This is a genomic window from Ureibacillus suwonensis (genome assembly GCF_042655065.1).
GTDB lineage: Bacteria > Bacillota > Bacilli > Bacillales_A > Planococcaceae > Ureibacillus > Ureibacillus suwonensis.
In genome coordinates, this window is record NZ_JBHSNQ010000170.1 from 1 (window position 1) to 17,415 (window position 17,415).

General features: G+C 44.0%; 11 protein-coding genes and 1 pseudogene. 8 read left to right on the forward strand and 4 right to left on the reverse strand.

The window, feature by feature from the left end; genetic code table 11:
- Positions 1–137: 137 nt before the first annotated feature.
- Positions 138–2,048 (reverse strand): S-layer homology domain-containing protein, encoded by a 1,911-nt coding sequence (locus tag ACFPOH_RS12750; RefSeq protein WP_390309976.1) that lies wholly within the window; start codon positions 2,046–2,048, stop codon positions 138–140.
- Between the two features lie 218 nt (positions 2,049–2,266).
- Between ACFPOH_RS12750 and ACFPOH_RS12755 the strand changes: the two genes are divergently transcribed.
- From ACFPOH_RS12755 to ACFPOH_RS12785, 7 genes and pseudogenes are all read left to right on the forward strand, one after another.
- Complete coding sequence (locus tag ACFPOH_RS12755; RefSeq protein ID WP_390309978.1) at positions 2,267–4,537, forward strand: S-layer homology domain-containing protein; 2,271 nt, start codon at positions 2,267–2,269, stop codon at positions 4,535–4,537.
- A 180-nt stretch (positions 4,538–4,717) separates the two neighbouring features.
- Positions 4,718–5,809 carry an S-layer homology domain-containing protein gene (locus ACFPOH_RS12760; protein WP_390309979.1) on the forward strand — a complete coding sequence of 364 codons (1,092 nt, stop codon included), beginning with the start codon at positions 4,718–4,720 and terminating at the stop codon, positions 5,807–5,809.
- Positions 5,810–6,132: 323 nt separating this feature from the next.
- Positions 6,133–6,252, forward strand: a pseudogene (locus tag ACFPOH_RS12765) (excalibur calcium-binding domain-containing protein); the annotation flags it as partial.
- A gap of 130 nt (positions 6,253–6,382) precedes the next feature.
- Positions 6,383–7,528: a polysaccharide pyruvyl transferase family protein gene (locus ACFPOH_RS12770; protein ID WP_342470191.1), complete on the forward strand. Its 1,146-nt coding sequence runs from the start codon at positions 6,383–6,385 to the stop codon at positions 7,526–7,528.
- Positions 7,525–8,625: a glycosyltransferase gene (locus tag ACFPOH_RS12775; protein WP_342470190.1), complete on the forward strand. Its 1,101-nt coding sequence runs from the start codon at positions 7,525–7,527 to the stop codon at positions 8,623–8,625. The genes ACFPOH_RS12770 and ACFPOH_RS12775 overlap by 4 nt, the downstream gene beginning before the upstream one ends.
- The gene (gene murJ / locus ACFPOH_RS12780) at positions 8,622–10,157 is read left to right on the forward strand and encodes a murein biosynthesis integral membrane protein MurJ (RefSeq protein ID WP_342470189.1); all 1,536 of its coding nucleotides are present in this window, start codon (positions 8,622–8,624) and stop codon (positions 10,155–10,157) included. The genes ACFPOH_RS12775 and murJ overlap by 4 nt, the downstream gene beginning before the upstream one ends.
- A 513-nt stretch (positions 10,158–10,670) precedes the next feature.
- On the forward strand, positions 10,671–11,258 hold the full coding sequence (locus tag ACFPOH_RS12785; RefSeq protein ID WP_390309981.1) for a TetR/AcrR family transcriptional regulator: 588 nt from the start codon (positions 10,671–10,673) through the stop codon (positions 11,256–11,258).
- 145 nt (positions 11,259–11,403) lie between these two features.
- Here ACFPOH_RS12785 and ACFPOH_RS12790 read toward each other — a convergent pair whose 3' ends face one another.
- Positions 11,404–12,837 carry a S41 family peptidase gene (locus tag ACFPOH_RS12790; protein ID WP_390309983.1) on the reverse strand — a complete coding sequence of 478 codons (1,434 nt, stop codon included), beginning with the start codon at positions 12,835–12,837 and terminating at the stop codon, positions 11,404–11,406.
- A 512-nt stretch (positions 12,838–13,349) separates the two neighbouring features.
- Positions 13,350–14,687, reverse strand: a complete 1,338-nt coding sequence (brnQ, locus tag ACFPOH_RS12795) for a branched-chain amino acid transport system II carrier protein (protein ID WP_390309985.1) — start codon at positions 14,685–14,687, stop codon at positions 13,350–13,352.
- Positions 14,688–14,921: 234 nt separating this feature from the next.
- Between brnQ and ACFPOH_RS12800 the strand changes: the two genes are divergently transcribed.
- A complete protein-coding gene (locus ACFPOH_RS12800; protein ID WP_390309987.1) occupies positions 14,922–15,827 on the forward strand; it encodes an NlpC/P60 family protein in 906 nt (301 codons plus the stop codon).
- On the opposite strand, the gene ACFPOH_RS12805 is transcribed toward ACFPOH_RS12800, so the two are convergent.
- On the reverse strand, positions 15,759–17,189 hold the full coding sequence (locus ACFPOH_RS12805; protein ID WP_390309989.1) for a hypothetical protein: 1,431 nt from the start codon (positions 17,187–17,189) through the stop codon (positions 15,759–15,761). The two genes, ACFPOH_RS12800 and ACFPOH_RS12805, sit on opposite strands and share 69 nt — an antisense overlap.
- Positions 17,190–17,415: the final 226 nt, after the last annotated feature.

Here is a 17,415-nt window from a genome sequence, read left to right on the forward strand (position 1 = left end):
TACGAAAATACACGGCCAACAAAGATCAACTAACCAAAAATAATGGGGATAAATGGAAAAAGGAGAATTTGAGTTGGCTCAAATTCTCCTTTTTCCTATCTAGAAGCTAGTTTTGTCCCAGCTTCTTACACCAATCATTATTTCACAGTATCCAAAATATTGACGTACTGTGCACTTACGTAGGCCACTTTATGGTTGCGGCTGTCCGGGATGATTTCGTACCATCCGCTTGAAACAAGGTTGGTGCTCGAAATCAACACTGGGAGCATTGAACGGTTATATCGGTAAATAGCAGGGAAACTTGTGGATGCGCCCGTCCGGACATTCAATCCCGTCGTATTCGTTAATCCCACTTTATAACCTTTATTCGCATCTTTGGCGCCCAAGTATTTATCCGCACGGTAGTAATGTCCTGCCGCTTTTGCGCCCCAATACGGATCGGATGCGTATTTCACGTTGAATCCGATCCGTTTTGTTCCAAATACAGCACCGTGGGCAAAGGAAGCATTGGCCGGAATATAGTTTTTCCACCAGAATTGATCCATCAATTCACGGATGCTTGCTTCCGGAGATGCGAATTCTTTTTTCAATGGGTTTGTGTCATAGACGTACAAACCAAACAAGTTGTTGTAATTTTGCGCATAATCGCTCATTCCAAAATCGCTTTCATGGAAGGCGAGCGCCAAAATCATCATGGCGTTGACGCCGTATTCTTCTTCAAAGGCTTTCAACTTTTTCCCTAAACCGATCAATTTACTTTTCTTCGAAGCGTTCGTATAGCGTCCGCCTTGTTTTTCCCGCTCTTTTAATGCGTAGTCGATATATCTGTCCAATTCATCAGCTGTATATTGGGTTTTCGTATGAACAGGAAGGAACTGATAATAGTTGTAATATGTAAATTTTTCCGCACCTGTATAGAACGTGATGCCATCCCAGCTGTAATACTTGACGCCGGCTCTCATTTGGCTTGGCGCTTTGCCGAACGTATAACTTGCCGTTTCTTTGCCGGTTTGCGGATCCACCAAGACGTGAACGATTTCTCCGCCCACATTTTTATAATAGTTGCGGCCTTTTGACAAGGTGTAAGGGTACAACGTCAATGTGTTTGCATCCACATAGCCCACTTGGCCGGCCAAATCCACTTTCACTTTATTTCCTTCCGCACCAAGATATTGCATTTGTGATCCGGTCGCCACGCTGACTTGATCTCCGATTGTTTGGGAGTTCAACACGCTGTAAGCTTTCGCCACTGCGAAACCGGCACCCGGATACATATAAACGATGTTGCCGTTTTTCGTAATGACTTGGTTGCTATTTTGAACGCTCGGCTTGATGGCATTAAAATCATAGGATTTTGTGTTGGTTGCCGCCAGCGTTCCATTTTGGATCACGCTTAATTCATATGGGCCGAAATTGATCGCCTCTTGGTTTCCAGCCGCTTCCATCATTCGGATGATGAACGTTGCGGCTTGGGAGACAGGCGTATTTTTCAATGGATAAAAATACACGCCATCCGGCATGGTGGACCCTTGGATAATCCCTTTTTCCGCCCCGGTTGCGACAGCGGAATAATAATCCTTGTAGATTTGATTTTTGTCTTTAAACGTCAAATCTTTCGCTGTGCTTGTAGGAATCTTCAAATATTTCATCGCACGCTCAATCATGACCGCCATATGTTGGCGTGTAATCGGATCATTCGGTTTGAATGTGCCGTTTTCATATCCCGTCACGATTCCGGCTGATGCGGCTTTTTGAATATCCTGATAATAATTGTTGCTTGAGGGCACGTCGCTGAAAGAGATCGGATCCTTTCCATTCGGCAATCCGATGACTCTTGAAATGAATGCCGCGAATTGAGCCCGTGTCACCGTCGCATTCGGGTTGTATTTCCCATTCTCGTCCGGCGTCAAAGCCCCTTTCGAAATCAGATAGCGCAGCGAACGTTCATGATAGTTGCCAGTCACATCATCCGCCGCTTCCACCTGGTTGATCGAAACGAGAGAGAAAACCAGCAATATGCTAAAAACTATTCCTACTAATTTTTTCATCTTTTTCCTCCTCTCTATTTCCAATACTATCAAAATATTACTAAGTTATTAAGGGGTGAATTGATATAAATGAAATAGAAATATTATGAAAATAGCAGGGCAGAAAGTAGTGTTTTTGAATTCTCTTATTTTATCTTCCTCTTTTATAGTTTAATATGGTTTAATGGAAAAAGATGAAAAGGGAGGAAGGTGAGTGCTCTTTTTTTGAGCGAGAGAGAATGAAAAAAGTATTATCAATTGTTTTCGCATTGTTGCTATTGATCGGGACTGTAGCACCAGTACAAGCGGCCCAAACGGTCAATGAGCAATATCCGGTTTCTTCCGGAGTGATGTATAGCCAATATACATACAAAGACAGCTATACGAATGTGATCAATCATCTATCAATCAATTTGAATGATTCATATACGAAAGTCGATGTTGGATTGCCAAGCGCCTATAATAAACGGGAAACGGTGCTGGCCATCGCAAACCGCGATTCCCGAGACGGAAATCGGGTGGTCGGTGCAATCAACGCGGCATTTTTCAATATGAGCACGGGCGTTCCCGCATTTTTGATTGCGAAAAATAACCGCATCATCAACGGCGGTCTTGTGTCGGAAGGCGCGGATCAATACATGAACGTTCCGACGGCATTCGGCATCGGTAAAAATGGACAAGGCATCATCGATTATTTTGATATGAAAATTACAATGTCGACCAACGGCAGCACTTATGATCTTTCTGGAATGGACCGTGTCCGCAACGCCAATGAAGTCGTGGTTTATACACCAAATTATTACCTCGGCTATACGAACAACAATGAATATGGATTCGACGTAATCATCGAAGGCGATCAACCGGTGGGACCCATCTATTTTGGCGATACCATTTCCGGAAGGGTCAAAGAAATCGCCCCTTATGGACAAACGAAACATGCCATTCCGAAAAACGGATTTATTCTGTCTGTTCAGGGAGGCTCACCATACAGCAAAACTTTCTCCAATTTGCAAATCGGACAGCAAATCAGCGTGAATTTTGATATCGACGCCCAATGGAAAGATGCGCAATTCATCCTTGCTTCAGGGCCATTCTTGGTGCGTGACGGCAAACCGTACATCATGATGAGCACTTCTTCCAGCCGCGCAAGAGAAGTGGCTCCAAGAACGGTTGTGGCATTAAGCAAGGATAAGAAAACGGTCCATTTCATTACGGTGGATGGAAGACAGTCCCACAGCAAAGGAATGAATATGACGCAACTGGCCAATTATTTGGTCTCTTTGGGCGTGGATACAGCCATCAACCTGGATGGCGGCGGCTCCACAACGATGGGGATCCGGAAATATGGAAGCAATGATGTTGTTCTGATCAATAAACCATCGGGCGGTTCTCCGCGTGCGGTCCATGCCATTTTGGAAGCGATCAGCACCGCACCATTGGGAGAAGCGAAAACACTCAAATACTCCCGCACGAACGTAGGTACAATGCTTGTCGGAACAAGTTCGACGGTCAACGTCCAATATGTATTGGATGAATACTATAATCCGCTTCCGCTTGCTTCCGATTCTATCAGTCTTGCATCCCAAAACAAAACTTTGCAGGTGAACGGCACGACATTTACAACAACGAAAGCGGGAGAAGACCGGATTTATATCATGTATAAAGGAAAAGTCCTCCAATCCTTCCCTGTGACCATCGTGGATGCCCCAAGCTCCATGACGATCCAAGGGGCCAAGGAAGTCACAGTGGATGAAACGCAAAACTACACGGTGAATGCAAAAGATGCGGAAGGAAAAACACTCATCTATAACGCCAATCAAGTGAAATGGTCGGTGGAAGGAAACATCGGCACAATCACTTCTTCCGGCCAATTTAAAGCGACGAATCCGGGCAGCGGAAAAATCGTTGCGACATTGGGTTCAAAATCGGTTTCCATGGCTGTGCAAGTGAGGGACAAATCCATCTTCAAAGATGTTCCTTCAAATTACCAATACTACAACGAAATCGAATACAGCGCCAAAAATAATATCATCACAGGTTACAGCGATGGCACATTCAAACCGAAAGAAAACATTTCCCGTGAGCATGCGGCGGTCATTTTGGCAAGAGTGCTCAATTTGGATACAAACAATGTCAAAGATCCAAACTTCAAAGACGTTCCAAAAACGCATGTTTACTATAAACAAATTGCCGCGGTGGCAAACGCCGGCATCATGAGCGGGAAAGAAAACGGCACATTTGATCCGAAAGGGAAATTGACCCGCGCCCAAATGGCCAAAATCATTTCCGAAGCCTTTGAATTGGATCATACGAAAGTGCAAACAGCCAGCTTGAATAACCAAAAAATCAGTTTTGCCGATGTTCCGTCCCAACACTGGGCCGTTTCCTACATTCAAGCATTGGCATATCATAACGTAACAACCGGATACCAGGACGGCACATTCAAACCGGATGAAAACATCCGCAGGGAACATTTCGTTCTGTTTGTTTACCGCGCGATTCATCTGTAACATCCTATGCTCTCCTCTGCTTTTAGCGGAGGAGAGTTTTTTATTTGCAAGAAAATGCGTTGGAAGGGCAACATTGGCATTATTAAAACGGACTGACAATGCTGCCAACCGAACATGAGTGTACAAACTTCCGATTCAAGCCTATAATGGAGCCTTGAATGAAACTAAGGGAGAAGAATAATGAAGAAAATTTTATCGACCATCTTATCAATGATACTCATCCTATCTTTTGCGGTTCCGTCCTATGCGCAAACATTCCGGGATGTTCCAAAAACCCACTACAATTATTCGGACATCGAATATTTGGTGGATAAGGGGGCCATTGATCCAGCGGCAACATTTGCCCCTGCCGATACGGCGACCCGTATGGATGTCATCGTCATGCTGGCGAAGGCGTTAAAATTGGATAATACGCCTAAGGCAACCGGCTTCAAAGATGTGCCGAAAAGCCATAAATACAGCGGCTATATTTATGAGGCAACGAAAGCCGGAATCATCAACGGGTATCCGGACGGCACATTCAAACCGGACCAAAAAGTGACCCGTGGCCATATGGCAGCCTTCATCGCCCGGGCTTACAAATTGCCGAACGGGACGCAAACTTTCAAAGATGTGCCAAAAGGGCATACGGCTTATGAAGCGGTCAAACAATTGGCCAAAGCGGGCATTACGACAGGATACACCGACGGCACATTCAAACCGCAAAACAACTTGACGAAAGCCCATTTGGCGACGTTTGTAGCCCGGGCTGTCCGTTACAAAGAAACCGGTTCAACCGTATTAAAAAATATGAAAGTCCATTTCCTTGATGTTGGACAAGGGGATTCCATCCTGATTCAAACACCAAATGGCAAAACCATATTGGTGGATGGCGGTCCAAAATCGGCAGGGAATGAATTGGTCGCGTATTTGAAATCATTGAAAATCAATACGCTTGATTATGTCGTTGCGACCCATCCGGATGCCGATCATATCGGCGGCTTGCTCGACGTATTGGCCGCATTCCAAGTGGAACACTTTATCGACAGCGGGAAAGTGAGCACAACGGACACGTATATTGCACTATTGAATGCCGTCAAAAATGAAGGATCCGATTACCTTCAATCGGTCATGGGCGAGTCCTTAACCATTGATCCATCATTAAAAATCCAGGTGCTCAATGTGAATGCCTATGCGGAAGAGACGAATGAGGCAAGCATCGTATTAAAAGTGTCTTATCAGGATGTGGATGCGTTGTTGACAGGGGATGCGGACACAGCCATCGAATCGTGATGGCGAAATACAATGTGGAATCGGAAATTTTGAAAGCGGGGCATCACGGCTCAAGCACAAGTTCAAGTTTGGCGTTTTTGCGAGCGGTGAAGCCTGAAACGGTCATCCTCAGCTACGGCAAGGGAAATTCATACGGCCATCCGAACAGCGGCGTGTTAAGCAATATAAAAACGGTCGGCGCCAAAGCATACAGCACGGCGGCAAGCGGCAATATTGTCATCACATCGGACGGCTATCTGTATACGTTGAATGCGAAACCGTTTGAAAACACCTCCCAAACAACACAGAACAATAATCAATCCACTGTCGTGCCGGGAGCACCGTCAAGTTTTGCCAATTGTACAGAGATGCAGAAGTATTATCCGAACGGGGTTCCATCCGGCCATCCCGCCTACCAGGCCAAAATGGACCGGGACAACGATGGATGGGCATGTGAAAAATAGTTTGAAAAAACCAGGTCAACAATGGCCTGGTTTTATTATTTGATGGTATTAGGCTTGTGGCAATTTTTATGTTATTCTATACAACGGAATGCTATAATTGTTCATTATAACAACAAAAGGATGTAGGTTCATGAAAATCGGAATCGTAGGCAATTACGGTAATGATAATAACGGGGATGAATCGATTTTGCTCAGCATCATCATGCAGCTGGAGCAGGTGTTCAACGTTTCCCGTGACGACATTATTGTATTCAGCAACAACACGCAGCAAACGAGCGAACAATATGGAGTCAAAAGCTACCCATTATACTATAAAAGCAAAAATTTATATAAAACTTTTTACACTACATACCAATCCAATAAAAAATATGTTTCGAAATGCGATCTGCTCATCATTGGCGGCGGCGGCATATTGATGGATTTTTACCGCCGGGAAGCCCACCTTTACAGCACCTATGCGTTGATGGCCAAAAACGCGAAAGTGCCGTACATCGTGTATGGATGCGGTGCGGGCCCGCTTGATACCATCTCAGGCCGTCTGATGATCCGATTCATGTGCAAACATGCTTCCAATATTTCGGTGAGGGATCCCGAATCGAAAACGTTATTGGAAAAAATCGGCGTTAAAAAAGAAATCAAAGTCATCGGCGATCCGGCCTTCACTTTATACCATCCGAAAGCCGGTTACCGGGAGGAGCCGATGGAAGTGGCGGTTTCCTGTGTGCCCATGTATAACGCGAACTACTGGCCATATGGCGACGTCGATAAGTATGAGAATTACGTGTCAGGGATGGCGAAAAATTTGGACCACTTGATTGAAAAGGAAAATGTCAACATCACCTTTTTCGCCACCAAATATCCTCAAGATGTGTATGTGACGAAAGATATCCAGAAGAAAATGAAGCATCAAGCGAGGACAACCATCATTGATGAAAACTTGAAGCCGCAAAAATTATTGGAGCTGGTGAGCAAGTATGATGCGGTGATTGGCACACGGTTGCATTCATTGATTATTGCGACCTGTTCCGCAACACCGGTGATCGGCATTTCCTATCATCCGAAAGTGACCAATTTTATGAGATTGACCGGCATCGAAAACCGCTGTCTTGCCCTTGAAGAGATCGAAACGGATGACATGATTTTATATCGCGCCTTTCATGAACTCCACAAGAATTGGAAAGAGGTTGTGGATGAAACGAAAACCATCGCCCGAAAGGCATATGAAGAAGCGAGCAAAGGCAAAGAATTGATGATGAAGGCAGTGAAGGACAAATGAAAAAAGTGTTTGTAATCAGCAATATGTATCCTTCAAATGAACATCCGTCATTTGGCATTTTCGTCAAAAATCAGGTGGAAGCGCTGAAAAATGAAAACATGGACGTCATTGTCGCCGCAAACCAAGATCCGAGAACGGGCAAGAAAAACACCTTATTGAAATACGGCAAATGGGCGAAAGAGGTTCTTGGGAAAGCGTTGAAATATAAAAAGGACATTTCCGTTACCCATGCCCACTATGTATTCCCGTCCGGCGTCTTTTCATTGATGATGAAAAAGTTGTTCAATATCCCGTATGTCGTCACTGCCCATGGCGGCGATATTGAGCGGATGGCGAAGAAAAGCGCCATCATCCGCAATTGGACGGAGAATATTTTGCGGGAAAGCAGCCATGTCATTGCCGTGGGACCGGTGCTTGCCGAGCAAATTGAAAAGGAATATGGCATTCCGCGGGAGAAAATCCTCGTTTGCAGCATGGGCGTAAACCGCAAACAATTCAAGCCCGGCAACAAGGAATCGGCGAGAAAACAATTGCAGCTGGATGAAGATGCCTTTATCTACTTGTTTGTTGGCAATGTCATCAGACAAAAAGGCGTGGAAGAGCTGCTCATCGCTTTCCAGCAAGTGAAAAAGGCGTCGGATCGAAAAATCAAGCTTGTCATTATCGGTTCTCAGCGGGATACGAATTTCGTCAACAGTCTAAAACCATTAGTGGATGAAGATGTGCTGATGGTCGGGCCAATGAAGCAGCAGGAGCTTGCGACTTGGTATCAGGCAAGCGATGTGTTTGTGTTGCCTTCCCATTTGGAAGGGTTTGGACTGGTTGCCCTGGAAGCCGTCGCAACGGGAATTCCTGTCATTGCATCGGATGTCGGTGGACTGACGTATTTGCTTGGGGACGGAGCCGGCCGTCTGGTGGAACCGGAAAATCCGAATGCCCTGGCGGATGAAATGTTGAAAGCTCTGACGACTCCAAAAGAACAATATGTGAATCAGGAAGCATGCGAAAGGATTTTGCATATCCATGATGCGGATGAGATCACGAAACGGGTCATCAGGCTGTATGAATCTGCGGTCAACGGAGGTTCGGGCTTATGAATAAATTTTTAAAAATCGTCGGAGCAGTAGCCATCATCAATATCGCAGCCCGGATTTTCGGATTTTTGAGGGAAATGGTCATCGGTTACCAATACGGATTTTCCTTCGCAGCCGACAGCATTTTTACGGCGTACATGGTGCCGAACTTCTTGTATTTGGTCGTTGGCGGCGCCTTTACAACGGCGGTCATTTCGTTGTATACACGAAAAACAACCGACCAGGCGGAATTTGTCAAGCAGTCCTTCACGATTGTGTTGACATCCGGAATCGTCATGACGGCGGTCGTGCTTCTGTTCACCGATCCACTTATCAAGGAGTTATACGAAAACAACAAAGAAATTACACCGGAAGCCATTGAGTTGACGAAGCATTTGTTTTACTGGATGATGCCTTCATCAATTTTCTTGATTCTTGCTTCGTATTACAGCGGTTTATTGAATGTTCATAATAAATTTCATTTATCCAGCTTTTCCATCTTGATCTATAATGTCGCCTTTTTGGTCATCGCGGTCGGCCTATCTTTCTTCATCGGGCCAATCGCTTACGGGGTCAGTGCGATGGTCAGTGCGGTGATCATGATTTATTTCCTGATTGCCGGCTACCGCAAGCTGAAATCCCATCCGATCGGCATCTCCTTTAAGCGGGATATGACGACAAGGGATTTGTGGATCATGGTGGTGCCCATTATGATCGGCGGCGGAACGATCCAAATTTATGCGATGCTGCAACGTTTCTTTGCCCAGCTTCTGGGATTTGGGGAAAGCGCCATTTCCGTTGTCAACTATGCGTCGAGATTGACGCAATTCCCGCAAACCATTTTGATTACAGCGGTGACGACGGTCATCTATCCCATTTTAAGCCGGAAAGAAGCCGAAGATGATCATGAATCCATTCGGCACTTATACAGCAAAGGATTGCGTTATTTGGTCTTATTGATGGTTCCTGTATCCATCTTCGCCTATTTCTACGCGGAAAATATCATCCAAGTCATCTTTGAATACGGAAACTTTACTAAAGAAGGAACGAAATTGACGACGCCGGTGATGCAAATTTTCGTATTGTCCATGTTCTTCCTGGCGGCCAATACGTATATCACGCGATTCTATTATGCAAAAGGGGATTCCCTTGCACCGGTCATCTTCAGCATCATCAACGTGTTCATCGTCAACATTGCGGTGATGTATTGGATGGCGGACTCGACAGGCGTCGCTTCCATCGCTTGGGGTACGCTGATCAGCTCGATTGTGAACACGCTGTTATTGATCGTTTATGCGCGCTTCAAATACGATTTGAAAGTCGGCGGGGGACAGCCGTCCAAAGAGTCCATCAAACTGCTCATTCCACTTATTTTAATCGGGTGCATTACATATTTTTCAAGCAAATACCTGGTGTTTGATTATAAGTGGATCACCTTCCTTGTCGGATTAGTCATTTTCGGCGTGAGTACAATCGGATTGTTGAAGCTGTTCGGCATCCAAGAGGTGGAAGAATACTGGAATAAAATCAGGGGCAAATTGAAAGGGAATAAATAAAAGATATAGCGGTATGAGGTTGGGACAAACCCTTCCTCTATTAAAGGAGAATTTGAGCTTTCTCAAATTCTCCTTTTTTCTTGAACCCGGTTTTCGCAGCCTCAATTTTTTATTGGAATATTCGTTCAAACCCAAGCATAATAATAAGTATTATAATATTTTATCAAAAAAATGTATTTACATCAAAAAAATACTATGACCTTTGTGAGCAAAATAATTGGAATGATGTCGTGAAGCATGATATTTTAGTATAGAGTAGAGAAATGCTGTTCAGGTCACATCCTAAATCGGCAAAAATTATCATTTATTTACAAATTATGTTAATCATTACTCGTATAGTAGCAAAACTTTTAACCTAAAATAATATTTTGATAATTTATACTATTTACACTGTGTTTATAGTCAATTGACACTATTTTACCTACTTTTATGTTTGGATTTTGTAAAATTATGATAATATTATTTAGCGTAAACAGAATTTACTATATAATGAAAATGCTGTGAAGAATATGGATGGGGGTAAGTACATTGCCTAGAGGTAGAAGAGTAAATTCGAGTGGTGAAAGAAGTAAAAAACTACTTCTAGAAAAGGCTACAGAATTATTTTCGAAAAATGGATATCATAAAACAAAAATTAGTGATATTGTGAAGTCTGCTAATTTGACACAGCCAACGTTTTATCTTTATTTTGAAAATAAAGAGTCATTATATAATGATTTAATCTCACAGTTTAAAAATAACTTCCTAGAAACAATCAACCGCATTCAATCGGAGGCTGATGAGGGGAATATCGTTGAAAATATACATAGAAATTTGACGATTCTGTTCCGATTCTTTGAAAGTAACCCGCATTTAACCAAAATCGGTTACTATCAAACGGAAGAAGCAGACAAATTAAAAGAAAGATTTTCCGATCTGATCGAAGAAGTGTTGAAAGATCGGGCAGAATTTGCCGATTATGATATCCGTATTGTTGCTCACAGCTTGGTTGGCGCCATCGAGCGTCTCACATTGACTTTGCTGTTTACAAAAGAAAGAGAACCGGAACAACTGGCTTCTGAAATCATCAACTTGTATTTTGCGAGAAACTTCGTAAAATAGTGGTGAAATTTTTTGGAAGCGATCGTATAGAATGACTTCCCAATCCTTAAAAGTTCGAATACCGTGCTTTTTAAGGATTTTTTTTTAACGATAAAAAGAGCCATATTCATTCAAGAATGAACATGGCTCGGTCAGGTGCCGGAAATTAATTGTTTCTTACAGTCACGCGCAAATAGGCCCCTTCTTTTAATGGATTGTTCTGTTTGTCTTTCAATGTTGGATGGACAAGAAGCATATACTCGCTACCTGCTGATAATGGCTGATTAGGCGTCACAATCAATTGATTGCCTTTTGTTGATAGAGAAACATCCACTTTATTTCCGCCCAATTCCACCAGCTCGACATCATTTCCATTGACTGGGCCCAATTGGCGGTTCAACGTGATTGTAAATGTTTTTGTTGTCGGCACATTCGTCAAAGCTTTCATCTCTTTATAGTTTGCGAGTTTTTCGGCAATGGCATCATAATGCGCCTGATAAAGCGGATCGGATTTCGTAATGATATCCGGTGTGATTCCGGTATTGCGGATCACGGTTCCATTCGGGCCGAAAAATTCGCCGATGGTCAGTTTTAATACACCATTGTCGGATAGTTCATAAAAGGCTTGCATCGTGCCTTTTCCGTATGTTTTTTCCCCGTAAATCACTGCCGCTTGATAATCTTTCAACGAGGCGACGGTCATTTCGGAAGCGCTGGCACTATAACGGTTTACAAGCACTTTCGTATGATTGTCAAAAATTCGTTGCGGCCCAACCAGTTTCACCAGCAAAGAGCCGTCGGAAGCCAGCTGGTATTTATCTCTTTCCCGGTCGTAATATAAATAATATTGGGTATTCACTTTGCTGTATTTCACTTTATAGGCATATGCCGTATTTTGGAATAAACCGATCAGATCTTCCGCCGCATCCACATATCCGCCGCCATTGTTTTGCAAATCGAGGATGAAGGAAGTGGCTCCTTGTTTTTTCAATTTGTCATACTCTTTTTTCACAAGCTCGGCAGCGTTTTCTGAGAAGGATTGGAGCTGGATGTAGCCGACATTTCCGTAAAGAAGCCGGCTTGCTGTATTCGGGATGGAGAAAGGTTTTCTTGTCAAAGTTTTCGTCACCGTTGAACCATCGGCTTTCAAAACTTGAACGGTCACTTTTGTATTCTCTTTCCCCAAAAGTAATGCCTGACCTTCCTCAACGGTTTTTCCTTGGAGGGAAACGGAATCCACTTTTGTGATAATATCTCCAGCTTCCAGCCCCTGTTCAAAGGCACTGCCGTCTTCGATCACATACGTAATCAACATGCCTTTTTCATGTTGGAGCATGACCACCCCGATTCCAACCTGTTTCATGTTCACCGTGTTCATAAAACTGTCATATTCTTCCTGTGTAAAGTAGCTGGAATACGGGTCAAGCATATTAATGGCTTCATCAATGGTCGTTGCCTGATCGATGTTCCCTTTGATCTCGCCGTAATATTCACTTTTTACAATCCCTTTTATTTCTTGCAATACATTTGCTGCTTGTACATTCAACGGCAATAATAGAATGAAAAGCAGCATCGGGATGACTGAAAACCATTTTTTCATGTGGTACACCTCTACTTTCTGGATGTCTCTATTATAGCAATTGGAGCTGGATGATATAAACAGTTTCTGAGAGATTGATAGAATAATATTTTAATCGGTGAAGGGAAGGGATGGAGGAAGCATAGATGCCCTTCACATGTGGAAATGGAGTGCAAACTTGCGGCAAAGCATCGGAGAAACATTTTGCCGGCTTGATGGAAGAAACCGGAAGTGTATGTATCGTGCCCGACAAAACAGGGTTTAGCCTTTGTTACAACATATGTACATGAAAGACTAAATAAAACGAAAAGGGTAATGTTTTTGAAATATTTTTGTAATGTTTTTGTAACAAAGAAGGCGTCCATGTTTCATTGTTAGGGATGAACGATTCGCCAATCCAAGGCAGGAATCCGCCAAGGGGGAAATTCTGAGCAAAGCGGGAATGGAAATCGCCAAAGATATCATTATAGAAGTTTCTCAAAAAAAATGGGAGCCGCCCGGAAAGCCGTTGCTCTCCAAACAGCTCCTTTTTTTTAATTTGTCGCGCCTTTTGCAGACTTCGTTATAAGATGGATGATCCAGCCGATGACAAGTCCGACAATGGCTGGAACGAGCCATCCAAGGCTTTGTTCATATAACGGAAAAGAACTTACCAATTTTTCATACCAGCCGATGCTGAATCCGGCCCCTTTAATTCCATCGTATAAGCTTACAAAGGCTGTTGCAATCAAAGCTAACGTGTAAACAATTGGTGCCCGGTTCCAAGCTTTGTCGAACATGACCATAAACATGAGCACGATGGCGATAGGGTAGATGAATAAAAGCACCGGCAAAGTGATTTGAATCAATTTAGCCAACCCGAAGTTTGAAATCAAGAAAGAGAATACGGTAAAAATCACGACCAATAATTTATAGGAAAGTTTCGGGAATAGTTTTGAAAAGAATGTCGCATTTGCGGTAATCAAACCAACTGATGTGGTGATACAAGCCAAGATGATGACCAATGATAAAATGATGCTTCCCGTGTTGCCGTACAATACTTTTGAAGCGGCGGAGATGACGCTGCCGCCTTCATCAAAATAGCCTGTCACCGTCGGACTGGATGCCCCAATCCAAGATAAAGAAATATAAACGAACGCTAGTCCCAAGGCTGCAACAATTCCGGCAAAAATCGTGATGGTCACTTGTTTCGCCCGGTCCATGATCCCTTTTGCCTGGATGGATTGGACAACGACGATACCGAATACAAGGGATGCAAGCACGTCCATTGTCAAGTACCCTTCAACAAACCCTTTTGAAAAAGCTTTCGTAATGTAATCACCTTGGGCTTCTTGAAGTGGCCCCATTGGCGTGATGACGCTTTTTAACGCAAGCAATAAAATAACGATCAATAAAGCGGGCGTCAAGATTTTACCGATACGGTCCACCAATTTAGTTGGATTCAAGGCCAGATATAAACTGATGGCAAAATAGATCAACGAACTGATAAATAAAGGCACCCAACTTTCAGCCTGCGCTTCTGATAAGTATGGCGCAATCCCGATTTCATAGGTCACGGTGCCGGTACGGGGAATCGCAAAAAGCGGCCCGATGGATAAATAGACCACCGCTGTGAAGATGATGCCGAACAACGGATGGATCCGGCCGGCCACTTCTTGAAGGTCCCCTCCATTTTTAGCGACGGTCACGATCCCTGTAAGCGGCAAACCCACACCTGTAATAAGGAATCCGATGATTGCGGGAAGGAGGTGTTCACCTGCTTGTTGTCCCAATAGCGGCGGGAAAATGATATTACCAGCTCCCAAAAACAGAGCGAATAGCATAAACCCTACAGCCAAATTGTTTTTAATAAAACTACCAAGATTATTCATGATGCATTTTCTCCTTCAGTTATTTAAGAATAGAGTAAAATTTCTAAAAATTTAAAATAGTAACTTGACACCAACAATGTCGAATTCTATCACATGTTGTCGAAAAAGACAAACACAATTTTTTAAGATTTTTGGGAACGGTTGGCAAGATATTTAAAATTATAAGCTTTTTGCCGAAATAGAAAATAAGTAGTATGATAGAATCACAAATTTCCTTTTGAAGGAGGGAAAGGGATGTATCCTCGAAAGAAGTCGATGCTGATCGGTGCGGCCATATTGGCGAGCTGCATTTTCTCGCCGAGCGTTTATGCGACGACAGATAACGGTGTGAAAACAACCGTCGCCCATTCTAACATAAAAAGCATGATCATGTCTAATCATATCGCCAATTTGGATCGTTCCGAAACGAGAAAAGAAACGTTATCCAAAGCCCGAATGACCAAATTGAGCGACCAGCAGATTGCGTCTTCCATTACATATAAAGTGGCTGCAGGCGATACGTTAACAAAAATCGCGAAAAAATTTAATGTGTCAGTGGAGGAGATTGTTCGATGGAATCAATTGCCTTCCGCCGATAAGATTTATGTTGGGCAAATATTGAACATTTATGCTTCTTCAACGGGTGTTGTGGCAGGAAATCCCGGCAATAGCGCGGGCAATCAGATTGATACTTCCGCAAATGAGGAAGCGTTGAAGGATAAAGCCATCGAAGCCCAGTTGGCAAAAGAACGGTTGATCGAAACAAATCCTTCCGACAAAGGACAAGCCATCTACAAAAAAGCGATCGAAATCGCCAAAACGTATTTGGGTGTGCCGTATTTATTCGGAGGCAACACACCGGATGGATTTGATTGTTCCGGATTTGTCCGTTACGTGTATGCGAATGCCGGCTTGGATATCTTGAGAAAAAGCAGTGAAGACTACTTCATGCAAGATACGACAAAAGTGAAAAATCCAGTCCCTGGCGATCTCGTTTTCTTTAAACATACATACAAAGCAGGGGTTTCACACATGGGCATTTATCTCGGCGACGGAAAATTCATCCACGCCGGGAATGATGGGGTGGAAATTTCAAATGTTTCCGCTGATTATTGGAAAAAACATTTTGTAGCGTACAAGCGATTCAACGGAATCAAGTGAGAATAGGTTTTTTGCCGTCTGGAAAGGAAAGCGTTCCAGTCGGCTTTTTATTTGAAGGCATGTTTTTCTAAAAAGGGATGTACGAAAGGTGAATTCATCCGCACTGATAGGGAATGCATCCGGACTAAATGGGGGAGTATCCCCACCAAAAGGATGCCCAAACGCACTAAAGGGGATCGCATCCGAACTAAATGGGGGAGTATCCGAACCAAAAGGATGCCCAAACGCACCAAAGGGGATCGCATCTGAACTAAATAGGGGAGTATCCGAACCAAAAGGATGCCCAAACGCACCAAAGGGGATCGCATCTGAACTAAATAGGGGAGTATCCGAACCAAAAGGATGCCCAAACGCACTAAAGGCGACCACAAATGCACTAAATAAGACAGTATCCGCACCAAAGGGGAATGCATCCACACCAAAAAGATGCCCAAACGCACCAAAGGGGAATGCATCCTCACCAAAAGGATGCCCAAATGCACTAAAGGGGATTGCATCCACACCAAAAGGATGCCCATTCGCACTAAAGGCGACCACAAATGCACTAAATAAGACAGTATCCGCACCAAAGGGGAATGCATCCACACCAAAAGGATGCCCAAATGCACTAAAGGGGAACGCATCCGAACAAAATAGGGGAGTATCCGAACCAAAAGGATGCCCAAACGCACTAAAGGGGAACGCATCCGGACTAAAAGGATGCCCAAACGCACCAAAGAGAGGAGTATCCGAACTAAAAGGATGCCCAAACGCACCAAAGGGGAACACATCCGAACAAAATAGGGGAGTATCCGAACCAAAAGGATGTCCAAACGCACCAAAGGGGATCGCATCCGAACTAAATAGGAGAGTATCCGAACCAAAAGGATGCCCATTCGCACTAAAGGCGACCACAAATGCACTAAATAAGACAGTATCCGCACCAAAGGGGAATGCATCCACACCAAAAGGATGCCCAAATGCACTAAAGGGGATTGCATCCGAACAAAATAGGGGAGTATCCGAACCAAAAGGATGCCCAAACGCACTAAAGGGGAACGCATCCGAACTAAATAGGGGAGTATCCCCACCAAAAGGATGCCCAAACGCACTAAAGGGGAACGCATCCGGACTAAATAGGGGAGTATCCGAACCAAAAGGATGCCCAAACGCACTAAAGGGGATCGCATCCGAACTAAAAGGATGCCCATCCGCACCAAAGGGGAATGTATCCACACCAAAAGGATGCCCATCCGCACCAAAGGGGAACGCATCCGAACTAAAAGGATGCTCATTCGCACTAAAGGAGACCACAAATGCACTAAATAAGACAGTATCCGCACCAAAACGCCCCCATCCGCACCAAAACGCCCTCATCCGCACCAAAACGCCCCCATCCGCACCAAAACGCCCTCATCCGCACCAATCAAACAATTGGACTCCTCCCGGCAATGCCGTTTCCCGCCAATCACACATCAAAACAAAAAAAGAGGCTGGGACAAAAGATAAAAAACACCATTTTCTCCCGGGAGAAAATGGTGTTTTTTTGATAATTGAAGAAAATTGATTTCCGTTCCGGGGACGCTTTCCGCGGGCCCGGCTCGAGCCC